The organism is Vibrio mangrovi (genome assembly GCF_024346955.1).
Lineage (GTDB): Bacteria > Pseudomonadota > Gammaproteobacteria > Enterobacterales > Vibrionaceae > Vibrio > Vibrio mangrovi.
The window spans coordinates 3,310,062-3,322,815 of sequence record NZ_AP024883.1 but is presented as its reverse complement, the minus strand read 5'-3'; the positions used below and the strand labels follow the sequence as shown (position 1 = coordinate 3,322,815).

Here is a 12,754-nt window from a genome sequence, read left to right as displayed (position 1 = left end):
TTATGAGTGATTTCGTCGTATACTAGAGCCCTTGACGTCCACTAGGCTGTAATCATGATGAACTCTATTTCGATTTGGTTGGATGCGGCTAGACCGAAAACTTTACCTCTGGCATTGATTTCGATCCTCACAGGAAGTGCATTAGCTTTTTCAGAAAAGCATTTTTCATGGCCAATTGCTTTGCTGGCTCTGGCCACCGCCACTTTATTGCAAATCTTGTCTAATCTTGCCAATGATTATGGGGATGCAGTGAAAGGGACGGATAATGAAGCACGGCTGGGACCGCTACGAGCGATTCAGTCAGGGGCTGTGTCATTGAAAGACATGAAATATGCCATGATGATCAATGTGCTGCTCACTATCGTTGCCGGTATGGCTTTGATTCTGTATGCATTGGATTCGCTTGAGAATATACTGGTTTTTATCGGCCTTGGCGTGATGGCCATGATTGCCGCTGTTGCTTATACAGTCGGTAATAAACCCTATGGTTATGTCGGGCTTGGTGATGTCTCTGTTTTTATCTTTTTCGGGCTGCTGGGAGTCTCCGGTACTTATTTTCTTTATACCGGGCAGTTGCAGACTAGTTTGTTGCTCCCGTCGATTGCCTGTGGTTTGCTGGCCGTTGCCGTGCTGAATATAAACAATATGCGGGATATCGAAAATGATGAGATTTGCGGTAAGCGGACCATTGCCGTGCGTTTAGGTCCGGTTCTGGCCAAAAAATACCATTTCATTCTGTTGGCTGGAGCTGTTTTGGCCTTTAGTTTGTATCTATGGCTACAAACTGATCCGTTATGGCTGGCGCTTCCTTTCCTGCTGAGTTTGATCGCTGTGGTGAAACATGCCATTGCTGTCTGGGAAGCAGAGCGACCGGTACAAATCGCACCGATGTTACCTGTTGTCGTAAGATGCTCTATCGTGACAAACCTGCTGTTTGTCGGTGTTGTCGTTGCTCAAACTCTGATCAGTTAATTGAGCTTCGTCATTGCAATGGCTTACATAGCCGATATACTCCTTTAAGATACTTTCGCTGTGAGAATGGTTGCTATGGAATACAATACATCTGCACTTTGTGATATTTACTTCGATCAGGTTGATGTTGTAGAACCGATGTTCAGTAATTTTGGTGGGCGGGCTTCTTTTGCCGGTCAGATAACGACGGTCAAATGTTTCGAAGATAATGGTTTGCTCCGTGAAGTGCTTGAACAAGACGGTTTGGGGCGGGTGTTATTGATCGATGGCGGTGGCTCTCTACGCCGTGCTTTGGTTGATGCGGAGCTGGCGGCACTTGCCGAGGAAAATGAGTGGGAAGGGCTGGTTGTTTACGGTTGTGTCCGCGAAGTTGACGAACTGGAAGAAATGAATATCGGTATTCAGGCGATGGCTTCTATCCCGGTTGGGGCTGTGGCTCAAAATATTGGTGAAGTCGATATTCCGGTCAATTTCGGTGGTGTCACTTTCTTGCCTGAAGATTATCTTTATGCAGACAGCACCGGTATCATTCTTTCTCAGGAACCTTTAAATACTGATATCGAGGATGCTGAGTTGGATGAGGAAGAACTGGATGAAGAGCTCGATGATGAAGAACTCGACGATGATCTGATTGAAGAAGATGCTGATGAGCGGATCTGATGATCTGTAACCAGATCATCATACTGCAAATTATGAGGTATCGAACTTTTCGTTTTTAGCGATAGTGATTATTCTCTGAATCGGCTAACAGGCTCTGGCGGCGTAACGACAGAGCCTGCAAGTATCCGCAAATTCCCCCCAGAATGTTGCCAATGGCAATTCCTGCAAATAACCCGTCAATCTGCCAGAACAGTGAACCAATCCAGGCGGAAGGTAGCGTGAAAATAAAGAGTCGCATAAAACTCCAGCTAAATGCACGCAGAGGACGACGCAGTGCATTCAATGCTGAAACGATCATCATGACAACGCCCTGAAACCCATAACTGAACGGAACGACCAGTAAATAATGCCAGAGCAGTTCCCGGACCTGAGTTTCCTGAGAAAAGAGTGCGGATATCGGGACACTTAGCGGGACCATCATCATGAAAATGATGATTTGAAAAACGAGAGAAAAACGCATACTCAGAAATAATCCGGCAAATCCCCGCCGAGGATTATCAGCCCCAAAATTCTGGGCCATGAACGGTGTAAGAGCAGACGTCAGCGACACCAAAACCAGAATCAGAATCGACTCAACTCGTTGTGCTGCACCGTAAGCTGCTACCGCTACAGTTCCATGTTGGGACAGCAGGATCATCAGCAATGCGCCAGAAATTGGATTCATGGCATTGGAAAGTGCCGCCGGAGTTCCGATACGTAAAATCTGTTTCCAGTCTTGCCATAGCGACGGTAAATGCGGAAATGTGCCCAGACGATCCCGGAAAAACAGAATATACAAAGAACCAATTAACGCAGCGATCCAACTAATGCCGCTGGCAATGGCTGCTCCCTGGATTCCAAGTTCGGGGAAGGGACCATAGCCGAAAATAAGTAAGGGGTCGAGAATCCCATTGGCGATACCGGATAAAATCATAAGTTGGGCTGGTGTTTTTGTATCACCAGTTGCCCGGATGGCACTATTACCAGCCATAGGAATGACCAGAAACGGAACCGCAATATACCAGATGGACATATATTGCTGGATCATGGGAAGTAATGTTTTTTGGGCTCCGAGCAAAGTAAAGAGTGGTTCAATGGTTAAAAGTCCCAGCCCGGAAGCGAAGATGACCAGAAATACGGCCAGCAGAAGACCATGAACTGTAAGGCGGGCTGCACTATGCATGGCTTTCTGACCAAGCAGATGTGCGATACTGGTCGATAGACCGACGCCAATTCCCATCGTGATGCAGTTCACCGCAAAAGTGACAGGAAAAGTATAGCTGACGGCAGCTAATGCCTGTGTTCCCAACAGAGAGATGAAATAGGTGTCGACTAAGTTAAACATCAGCACCGATATCATGCCGAAGGTCATCGGGATCGTCATCCGGCGGAGTACGACTGGAATTGGCGCCGAGAGCAGCCCGTATTTATCATGCATAAAAGAGAAGGATATATATCGGTGAACCGGGACCACAGCATACTCGATTCTGCCCGGAACAGCCAGAACCGCACATTACAGTGATATATTCAGTGTTTGGGTATAAAAAAGGCCAGCATGTGCTGGCCTGAGAAATATATGAATCGCTTTTAAGTGATTAAGCTTTAGCTGCCGCAGCTGCTTTAGCGATCGCAGCAAAGCCTTTAGCATCCAGAGATGCACCACCAACCAATGCGCCATCAATGTCTGGTTGTGAGAACAGCTCAGCAGCGTTGTCTGCTTTAACAGAACCGCCGTACTGAATGATAACGTTTTTCGCTACTTCTTCGCTTTCTTTAGCAATGTGAGCACGGATAGAAGCATGAATGGACTGCGCCTGTTCAGCAGTTGCAGCTTTACCTGTACCAATTGCCCAGATTGGTTCATAAGCAATGATTGCGCCGTTCAGTGCTTCAACGCCCTGAGTTTTGATGACGGCATCAATTTGACGTGCACAAACAGCAAGTGTTTCACCTGCTTCATTCTGAGCTTCTGATTCACCGATACACAGAACTGGTGTCAGACCGTTTTCCTTCAGGAAAGCAAACTTCTGCGCAACGAATTCATCGGATTCATTATGGTATTCACGACGTTCTGAGTGACCGATAATGATGTGTGTCGCACCAAAATCTTTCAACATTTCAGGAGACATATCACCAGTGTAGGCACCGCTATTGTTTACATCAGTGTTTTGTGCACCCAGAATGATTTTGCTACCGCCTTCCTTAATTAAACGCTCGGCAAGATCCAGATAAAGAGCTGGTGGTGCGACCGCAACATCGACGCCGGTAACACCTTCGAGTTCAGTATTCAGGCCAGAGAGTAGTTCTGTGACCATGGTTTTACTTCCGTTTAGTTTCCAGTTACCCATAACAACAGGACGACGCATAGGAATATCTCCAAATTCAGTGAATATAAAAATGTGATTTCGACAGAATATAACAGATAAAATCGAGTAGATCATGATGCGAATCATGACTTTCTTGGTTAGAGCATTTGAGATGCTTTCCGTTTGGCTTTATTTTACCTGTGCTGAAGATGCCCGGAAATCCTTCGGGACATGTTATGACAAGGATGAATCATATGATCAATCTCCGGATGGAGTACTCAGCGCCTGTGGATGAGCGAATGAATGTTTCCCGTTTACTGGAAGATCTTCATCAGGTATTGCTGGATGATGAGAGGCTACAGCGAATGAGAATCCCGGTAAAAAGTAGTGCGGTCCGGATACATCAGTGGTTTATCGGTGAGCAGCTTGATTCGGTGGATTTCATTCAACTGATACTGGAAATCCCTCAGAATGACGCAGCCGAAATTGGGCAGTCTGTTTCCGGAATGCTGGCAGATGTACTCGAGCAGGAAGCAGAAAAAGTGGAGAATCTCTCAGTCTATCTGAGAATTGCTGAGCAGACCTGTATCCGAAGCCGTAGCTAGCTATTCCCGAAGTCTGAAAATTTTAACGACAGGATTACAAAACGGAGTGCCCAGGCTGGCACCTGTAGATATTCTTCTTTGAGGAAGAATATCGGTGCTTATGATTTAAGCATGTGGCCTGTATCGATTAAACGGAATAACGTCAGCAGTGCTTGGCGTTTCATCCGTTGAGTTACTGGCTAAGGCATTTTGAAACTTAACCATCTGAGCACTCAATTCTCTCATTAGTTTTACATTGGCGTGATCCGCGTTTTTGCATGAACGGACAACTCTGTCTATGTGGCTTTGTTGAGCCCAAAGTCGATCCTGCATCTTTCTGGATGCAGAGAGGATCATCTCTTCACAGATGTCACGTTTGAACATTGCGAACGCTTCTGGATTATGTTTAGCCAGTGCTACCAGCTCGTCAAATGGGGGGAGCTCGGTATAAGAACTTGGTGCAGTCATATATCACCTCAGATTCTTCCTATTCTAGCCTACGACTCAAATCAAATATGTTTTAATTAGAATACTTCTCAATAATAAACCAAAATTGATTGAATTGTGAACTTAATGTGAGATCTTCTCAAGGATAAGAATTTAATTGAGTCTTTTGATGATATAACTGCAGCGCCGATGACCTGAGACGATATGCTCCTGACGCTCGACTGAACACAGCCCCTCAAGCAAAGACTGAAAAATATTAAGCTCTGACTGACAAAAGCTCTGGCACCGGGTTGCTGCTTTGCAGATTGGGCAGTGGTTTTCGATGAGACGGTAGCCGTCAGAGGATGTCTCCAGCTCAACCATATAGCCTTCTCTTTCCCGCAGGACAACGAGCATTTCCAGTTTTTCTTCAAGTGTCATACAAGACTGCATTTCGGCATGGTACTGTGCTAGTGTCTGAGCTTCCCGGGTGGCGGCAATTTTTGCAATCCCTTCGGAACCATACACCTGTTCGACAGCATCAATGACCTGAAGTGTTAATTCTCCATGCCGATCGGCGAAATAAGCATGACCATTAGCGGTAAGAGTCCAGTGGCGTGTCGGACGGCCGACTTTGACTTTCACATCATAAAAGCGGACCAGTCCATCTTCTTCAAGTGTCTGAAGATGTTGGCGGGCTCCCATTGTTGTCATTCCAAAACGTTCTGAAAGCTGTTTGGCTGTCACAGCGCCTTCCCGTTTGAGCGTGTGTAGTATTTTGTCGGCTGTTTTCATCGGTGTCCTCTTGGCTTTCTCCTATTATTCAGACTTCAGTTAATAAAGTAAACAATTGACTATTTAGTGGGAATTAGAAGTAGATGAAGGATAAAAGTTAAAAATGATTAACATTTTGTTATCTGAATCACATTTTTTTGCCTGTCTCCCCTTGGGATATTTGTTTTCTTCCCCCACATAGAAAGCACAAGCTGGTAAACAGCGCTTTCATAAACTACACGGAAATTAAATCAGGAGAGACGACCGATGAATATTCGTCCATTACATGACCGAGTTATCGTTGAACGCCAAGAAGTTGAATCCAAATCTGCTGGTGGAATCGTTTTAACTGGTTCTGCGGCGGAAAAATCAACACGTGGAAAAGTGCTTGCTGTCGGCAACGGCCGGGTTCTTGAGAACGGCACGGTTCAGCCGTTGGACGTCAAAGTTGGTGATACTGTTATTTTTGCTGAAGGTTACGGCACAAAGTCGGAAAAAATCGATGGCAAAGAAGTATTGATCCTTGCTGAGAACGACATTCTGGCGATTGTCGAATAAAAGTAAGCGTTGAGTAATTTTTGCTCTTATTCAAAAACAATTGACGAAAACCGAATTAAGAAATAGGGAATAAAAGATGGCTGCTAAAGACGTTAAGTTTGGAAATGATGCTCGAGTAAAAATGCTGGAAGGTGTGAACGTTCTGGCAGATGCAGTGAAAGTTACACTGGGCCCTAAAGGCCGTAACGTTGTTCTGGATAAATCATTTGGCGCACCAACTATTACAAAAGATGGTGTTTCTGTTGCTCGTGAGATTGAGCTGGAAGATAAGTTCCAGAACATGGGCGCACAAATGGTAAAAGAAGTTGCATCTCAGGCAAATGATGCGGCAGGTGACGGAACAACGACTGCAACCGTTCTGGCTCAGTCAATCGTCAATGAAGGCCTGAAAGCTGTTGCTGCGGGCATGAACCCAATGGATCTGAAGCGTGGTATCGATAAAGCAGTTGTTGCTGCTGTGGAAGCGCTGAAAGGACTTTCTGTACCATGTGCTGATACAAAAGCGATTGCACAGGTTGGTACTATCTCTGCCAACTCTGATGAGAGTGTTGGTAACATCATTGCTGAAGCAATGGAAAAAGTAGGCCGTGATGGTGTCATCACAGTTGAAGAAGGTCAGGCTCTGCAGGATGAGCTGGATGTTGTTGAAGGTATGCAGTTTGACCGTGGTTACCTGTCTCCTTACTTTATCAACAATCAGGAATCAGGTTCTGTAGATCTGGAAAATCCGTTTATCCTTCTGGTTGACAAAAAAGTATCTAACATTCGTGAACTGCTGCCAGTTCTTGAATCTGTTGCCAAAGCATCCCGTCCTCTGCTGATCATTGCTGAAGATGTAGAAGGTGAAGCTCTGGCCACACTGGTTGTGAACAACATGCGTGGTATCGTGAAAGTTGCAGCAGTGAAAGCTCCTGGTTTCGGTGATCGTCGTAAAGCAATGTTGCAAGACATCGCGATTCTGACTGGTGGTACGGTTATTTCTGAAGAGATTGGTCTGGAGTTGGATAAAGCAACTCTGGAAGATCTGGGTCAGGCCAAACGTGTCACAATCACAAAAGAAAATACCACTGTGATTGATGGTGCCGGTGAAGTGGCTGCGATTGAAGGTCGTGTGACTCAGATCCGTCAGCAAATCGAAGAAGCAACTTCTGATTACGATAAAGAGAAGCTTCAGGAGCGCGTTGCAAAACTGGCCGGTGGTGTTGCCGTCATTAAAGTTGGTGCAGCAACTGAAGTCGAAATGAAAGAGAAGAAAGATCGCGTGGAAGATGCACTTCATGCAACTCGTGCAGCGGTTGAAGAAGGCGTTGTTGCCGGTGGTGGCGTTGCGCTGATCCGTGCTGCTTCTCAGCTGACTGATCTGCAAGGCGATAATGAAGAACAGAATGTCGGTATCCGTGTTGCACTTCGTGCAATGGAAGCGCCAATTCGTCAAATTGCAGCGAATGCTGGTGATGAAGAGTCTGTTGTTGCCAATAACGTAAAAGCAGGCGAAGGTAACTATGGTTATAACGCAGCAAGCGGTGACTACGGTGATATGATTGCGATGGGTATTCTTGACCCAACAAAAGTTACACGTAGCGCACTACAGTTTGCAGCATCGATTGCCGGTCTGATGATTACAACTGAAGCGATGGTGACTGAAGTGCCTAAGAATGATGGCGCGGGTATGCCTGATATGGGTGGCATGGGCGGTATGCCAGGAATGATGTAATTTTTCATCTTCTGTCTGATAATCAAAAAGGGTGAGGCTTTCCTCGCCCTTTTCTGTTTTTCTCGTTTGATAAATTGGTGATATGCCTATGTTGATTCAGGGATTGAAGTATGAACATGCATCGGAACAGCTGGAGATCTCTCACTGGGAGCTTCGGCCCTCTGAGCATTGGGGCGTTTTTATTGCACATGCACATAGTAGTGAACTATTGGTACGTATTTTTTCTGGGGCACTCACGGGAGGCCATGATGCTGTTACAGAAAAGCCTGATGTTGTCGGTATTGTTTCTTTATCTGAACAGCAGCGATTGTTAGAGTATGAAATCGCCAGGGATGAGACGGATTTTCAGGATCATATCGATTATGGATCCAGCGTCGAAAACCTGTTACTGGAAGCCGGATGCTCTGTACATGAACTGCAAGAGTTGCTTGAACTGACAGATTTGACGGGCTTGAGAACCAGAGGATTTCGGCAGCTCTCTACCGGTGAAACCCGTCGTTTAATGCTCGCCCGGGCTTTGGCAACTCACCCTGAGTTGCTGGTGTTGCATGAACCCTATTCGGGGCTGGATGTTGAACACCGTCAAAGGCTAACCACATGTTTAAATGATCTGGCTGAGCAAATACAGTTAGTGGTTATTACATCTCGGGAAGATGAATTACCGGCATGCCTGACTCATATTGCATTGTTTGATGAAAGACAGCTAAGCCAGACGATTACGATTACAGAATGGCGCCAGCATCCGATTCTGGAGCAGCTGACAGCATTGACGGATACAAAGCAAGAGGTATGGCTGGCGTTGAGTCGGCAGTATGAGACAGGTATGTCAGTACCCGATCCAAGAGTCACCATGAATCAGGTGAAGGTTGAATATACCGATGGACTGATTTTTCGGGATCTTTGCTGGGAGATTAAAGCAAATCAGCATTGGCAAATCCGTGGCCCGAACGGATGTGGAAAAAGTACCTTACTTGGTCTGATTCTGGGGGATCATCCGCAGTGTTATTGTAACGATATCACGGTACTGGGGATGCGCCGGGGCAGTGGTGAGAGTATCTGGGATATCAAACGTCATATCGGTATTGTTTCTTCATCCCTGCATCTGCAATACCGGGTTAGTTGTACCGTTCTGGATGTGCTGTTATCAGGTTTTTTTGATTCGATAGGTCTTTATGAAAAGCCGTCTGCAAAGCAGTTACATATTGCCCGGGATTGGTTGAATGCGCTGGAAATGAGTCAGTATGAGCAGCATGGTTTCAGGCAACTGGATTACGGACAGCAGCGGTTATTGCTGATCGTCCGGGCTTTAATCAAACATCCGGTTTTACTGATTCTGGATGAACCGTACCAAGGACTGGACTATCTGAATCGACGTCTGGTGATGACAGTGCTGAATCGTCTGGCTGAAGCGAATATGACGCAGTTATTGTATGTCTCGCACTATGAAGAAGATCGTCTGTCTGCGATTCATAATTATGTTGATTTTGTCGCTGATCCGAATGGCGGCTACCGGGTTTGTATCACGGAGGAGCAGTAATCACCTCCGGATTATTGTCATCTTTTTAGAAAGGAACTATTCCAGATACAGGTCCAGCGGTGTCTTGCTGCTGCGCCCTGCGACTTCCCGGGTCAGTCTGGGTACCAGATAGCCGGAGACGCGCTCGATAACCCCAGCCATGATCGCTCTTGCTTCTTCATCTGAGACAAAGAAGTGTGCTGCACCCTGAACTTTATCCAGAACATGGAGATAGTAGGGCAGAACACCAGCCTGAAACAGCGCTTCACTGAGTCTGACCTGGGTTTCCACAGAATCATTGACGCCTTTCAGCAGTACGGCCTGATTTAACAGAGTGACGCCAGCCTGACGCAGAGAAGAAAAAGAATGTGATAGCACATCGTCAATTTCATTCGCGTGATTAATATGTGAAACGAGAACAACATTCAGACGGGTTCGGGCGAATGAGGAAATCAGTTGATCGGTGATTCGTTCAGGAATGACAACCGGCAGTCGGGAGTGTATGCGTAACGTCCGGATATGTGGAATCAGGGCAATCCGGTCAATTAGCCAGATGAGCTCATGATCTTTTGCCATCAGAGGATCACCACCGGACAGGATGACTTCATTCAGCTCAGTATGCTGAGCGATGTAATTCAGGCTGTCTTCCCATACTGACTTACTGCCTTTATTTTCCTGATAGGGAAAATGTCTTCTGAAGCAGTAGCGGCAGTTGATGGCACAGGAGCCTTTTAAAATCAGCAGCACCCGGTTCTGATATTTGTGTAATAACCCCGGATGTGGATTATTTTGCTCTTCCAGCGGATCGGTCGAAAAACCGGGGTAAGCCTCGAACTCCTGACTGAGCGGCAAAACCTGACGTAGCAATGGGTCGAAAGGATTTCCTTTTTCCATACGTGATACAAAACTAAGAGGAACTCGCTGTGCGAAAAGTTTTCTGGCTTTAAAACCCTGTTGCCAGGGCGTTGGATCAATTTCCAGATATCTCAGAAGCTGCTCTGGGTCTGAGATCGCATTCGCAAGTTGTTTGAGCCAGTTTTGCTCAACAGATTCGATTTTTCGGGTTATTATGTGCGGCATTGAATTTAACTCGAAGTATAAGTAAGAGGAAAAAATGGCTACTGTTAGCACGAATGAATTTAAAGGCGGTCTGAAGATTATGATCGATAACGAGCCTTGTGTCATTCTCGAAAACGAGTATGTAAAACCAGGCAAAGGTCAGGCGTTCAACCGCGTTAAAATCCGTAAACTGCTTTCCGGCAAAGTGTTGGAAAAAACCTTTAAGTCCGGTGATTCCGCAGAAGTCGCAGACGTCATGGATATCGATCTCGATTATCTTTATACCGACGGCGAATTCTATCACTTTATGAATAGTGAAACATTCGAACAAGTTGCTGCGGATGCTAAAGCTGTTGGTGACAATGCAAAATGGCTGGTAGAAAACAATGCCTGTATGCTGACTCTGTGGAACGGTAACCCAATTGCAGTAACACCACCAAATTTTGTTGAACTGGAAGTGACTGAAACCGATCCTGGCCTGAAAGGCGATACTCAGGGAACGGGTGGTAAACCGGCAACATTGTCTACCGGTGCTGTTGTCCGTGTTCCTCTGTTCATTCAGATTGGTGAAGTGATCAAAGTTGACACTCGCACAGCGGAATACGTAAGCCGGGTGAAATAAGTCTTTTCTCTGACAGAAAAAACGATATAGAAAAGGGCTGCCGGTATCGGCAGCCCTTTTTAACTGGCAGTTTTACCAATGTTTAGATCATGAAAATGAACACAACTGATAAGGCGGAAATAATTGCAGCAAAGCCATAACAGGCAATCTTACCGACCACACCGGTGTGAATTTTCAGGTCATGCATTCCATGATAGATACGGTGCATTGCATGCCACATTGGGAGTGCAATGGTTGCGATAACAAATAATGCACCGATAATGTTGGTTGCAAAATCGGCCGCCCGTTCATAGCTTAACGCTTCTGCGTCCAGAATTCCCAGTGGACCCATGATTCCCAGCACTAAAATTGTTACTGGAGTAAACATAGCAAACCATGTACCTCCGGCGCCGAAAAGTCCCCACCATACTGGTTCGTCTGAACGTTTTGGATTTTGGTTAATCACAATCGCCTCCTTATACAATGATGAGAACAATGACAGAAATAACGGCAACAGCAACCCATTGGCTCAGAACGATAATTTTCTTATCGATCAGCTTCCCTTTCAGTCGCATTGGAATGACCTGAGGCATCATGCCGAAGAAAGTGTGGGCATGAAACAGACTGGCTACCAGCGCGACGATATTAATTGCCACCACTACAGGATTTGCCATGAAATTGAGCCATGACTGCCATGCTTCAGGTCCTTTCACCAGACATCCCAGACCGAAGGTCAGAAACAGGATGAAGAAGATTAAAGGAAGAACCGTTGCCTCACGGATCATGTAGAAACGATAAAACGGATTGTTTTTCCACCAGGTCCGTTTTATTTCCCTGATATAGGGCTTACGATTACTCATTTCTTAGGCCTCCTGAGGTTTCAGCATCGCGATGACAAAGTCCATAGACGATTCCAGTTTGCCCTGGTTCACCGCGGCTGCCGGATCGACACTTTTCGGACAAACTTCAGAGCAGTAACCGACGAAGGTACAACCCCAGGCGCCGTTTTCACCGTTGATCAGCTTCATCCGTTCGGCTTTACCGTTGTCCCGGCTGTCGAGGTTGTAGCGGTGTGCCAGTGTCAGTGCAGCCGGACCGATAAACTCCGGATTCAGGCCAAACTGCGGACAGGCGGCATAGCACAAACCACAGTTGATGCATCCGGCAAACTGTTTGTATTTTGCCATTTGCTCCGGGGTTTGCAGGTTGGTGCCATCTTCCGGTTTGCGGTCGTTGCCGATGATATAAGGCTTGATCGCTTCCAGCCGTTCGATGAACGGGGTCATGTCCACAATCAGGTCTTTCTCAATCGGGAAGTTAGCCAGTGGTTCGATTTTCACGCCGTCCGGATAATCCCGCAGGAAGCTTTTACAGGCCAGTTTAGGAACACCGTTGACCATTACGCCACAGGATCCGCAGATCGCCATCCGGCAGGACCAGCGATAAGACAGATTTTTGTCCAGATAGTCTTTCACATAAGAAATCGTGTCGAGGATCGACATGGTTTCATTGAAAGGCACCTCAAATGTCTGTAGGTAAGGCTCGGCATCTTTTTCTGGGTCATAGCGCAGAATTTCAACCTTTTGGATGCGTTGGGTTGCCATG

At 46.3% G+C, this 12,754-nt stretch carries 15 protein-coding genes; 7 read left to right on the top strand and 8 right to left on the bottom strand.

The features are described from left to right. Positions 1–54 precede the first annotated feature (54 nt). Positions 55–972 (top strand): 1,4-dihydroxy-2-naphthoate polyprenyltransferase, encoded by a 918-nt coding sequence (locus OCU74_RS14820; RefSeq protein WP_087482866.1) that lies wholly within the window; start codon positions 55–57, stop codon positions 970–972. A 75-nt stretch (positions 973–1,047) separates the two neighbouring features. Beyond that, positions 1,048–1,632: a ribonuclease E activity regulator RraA gene (gene rraA, locus OCU74_RS14815; RefSeq protein WP_087482867.1), complete on the top strand. Its 585-nt coding sequence runs from the start codon at positions 1,048–1,050 to the stop codon at positions 1,630–1,632. Between the two features lie 55 nt (positions 1,633–1,687). On the opposite strand, the gene OCU74_RS14810 is transcribed toward rraA, so the two are convergent. Both OCU74_RS14810 and tpiA read right to left on the bottom strand, forming a co-directional pair. Then, the gene (locus OCU74_RS14810) at positions 1,688–3,049 is read right to left on the bottom strand and encodes an MATE family efflux transporter (protein WP_087482868.1); all 1,362 of its coding nucleotides are present in this window, start codon (positions 3,047–3,049) and stop codon (positions 1,688–1,690) included. Between the two features lie 157 nt (positions 3,050–3,206). Then, entirely contained in the window at positions 3,207–3,977 is a 771-nt protein-coding gene (gene tpiA / locus OCU74_RS14805) for a triose-phosphate isomerase (protein ID WP_087482869.1), read from the bottom strand. 194 nt (positions 3,978–4,171) lie between these two features. Here tpiA and OCU74_RS14800 point away from each other — a divergent pair, with 194 nt between their 5' ends. Next, a complete protein-coding gene (locus OCU74_RS14800) occupies positions 4,172–4,522 on the top strand; it encodes a tautomerase family protein (protein WP_087482870.1) in 351 nt (116 codons plus the stop codon). Between the two features lie 105 nt (positions 4,523–4,627). Here OCU74_RS14800 and OCU74_RS14795 read toward each other — a convergent pair whose 3' ends face one another. Further along, positions 4,628–4,969, bottom strand: a complete 342-nt coding sequence (locus tag OCU74_RS14795; RefSeq protein WP_087482871.1) for a DUF3135 domain-containing protein — start codon at positions 4,967–4,969, stop codon at positions 4,628–4,630. A 132-nt stretch (positions 4,970–5,101) separates the two neighbouring features. Continuing rightward, entirely contained in the window at positions 5,102–5,722 is a 621-nt protein-coding gene (locus OCU74_RS14790) for a helix-turn-helix transcriptional regulator (protein WP_087482872.1), read from the bottom strand. 246 nt (positions 5,723–5,968) lie between these two features. Here OCU74_RS14790 and OCU74_RS14785 point away from each other — a divergent pair, with 246 nt between their 5' ends. The 3 genes from OCU74_RS14785 to OCU74_RS14775 all read left to right on the top strand — a co-directional run bounded on the left by OCU74_RS14785 (position 5,969) and on the right by OCU74_RS14775 (position 9,510). Continuing rightward, positions 5,969–6,259, top strand: a complete 291-nt coding sequence (locus OCU74_RS14785; protein ID WP_059119701.1) for a co-chaperone GroES — start codon at positions 5,969–5,971, stop codon at positions 6,257–6,259. Between the two features lie 76 nt (positions 6,260–6,335). Beyond that, positions 6,336–7,973: a chaperonin GroEL gene (gene groL, locus OCU74_RS14780; RefSeq protein WP_087482873.1), complete on the top strand. Its 1,638-nt coding sequence runs from the start codon at positions 6,336–6,338 to the stop codon at positions 7,971–7,973. Between the two features lie 88 nt (positions 7,974–8,061). After that, positions 8,062–9,510: an ATP-binding cassette domain-containing protein gene (locus OCU74_RS14775; RefSeq protein WP_087482874.1), complete on the top strand. Its 1,449-nt coding sequence runs from the start codon at positions 8,062–8,064 to the stop codon at positions 9,508–9,510. A gap of 36 nt (positions 9,511–9,546) precedes the next feature. Here the strand turns inward: OCU74_RS14775 and epmB are convergent, their stop codons facing one another. Further along, positions 9,547–10,569, bottom strand: coding sequence for an EF-P beta-lysylation protein EpmB (epmB, locus tag OCU74_RS14770; protein ID WP_087482875.1), 1,023 nt, complete (start codon positions 10,567–10,569; stop codon positions 9,547–9,549). 34 nt (positions 10,570–10,603) lie between these two features. Here epmB and efp point away from each other — a divergent pair, with 34 nt between their 5' ends. Further along, complete coding sequence (efp, locus tag OCU74_RS14765; RefSeq protein WP_038178704.1) at positions 10,604–11,170, top strand: elongation factor P; 567 nt, start codon at positions 10,604–10,606, stop codon at positions 11,168–11,170. Positions 11,171–11,252: 82 nt separating this feature from the next. On the opposite strand, the gene frdD is transcribed toward efp, so the two are convergent. From frdD to OCU74_RS14750, 3 genes are read right to left on the bottom strand one after another with little or no spacing between them, the layout of a single operon-like run. Beyond that, positions 11,253–11,615 carry a fumarate reductase subunit FrdD gene (frdD, locus tag OCU74_RS14760; RefSeq protein WP_087482876.1) on the bottom strand — a complete coding sequence of 121 codons (363 nt, stop codon included), beginning with the start codon at positions 11,613–11,615 and terminating at the stop codon, positions 11,253–11,255. 10 nt (positions 11,616–11,625) lie between these two features. Continuing rightward, positions 11,626–12,009, bottom strand: coding sequence for a fumarate reductase subunit FrdC (gene frdC, locus OCU74_RS14755; RefSeq protein ID WP_087482877.1), 384 nt, complete (start codon positions 12,007–12,009; stop codon positions 11,626–11,628). 3 nt (positions 12,010–12,012) lie between these two features. Next, a complete protein-coding gene (locus OCU74_RS14750) occupies positions 12,013–12,753 on the bottom strand; it encodes a succinate dehydrogenase/fumarate reductase iron-sulfur subunit (protein WP_261856148.1) in 741 nt (246 codons plus the stop codon). Position 12,754 lies beyond the last annotated feature (1 nt).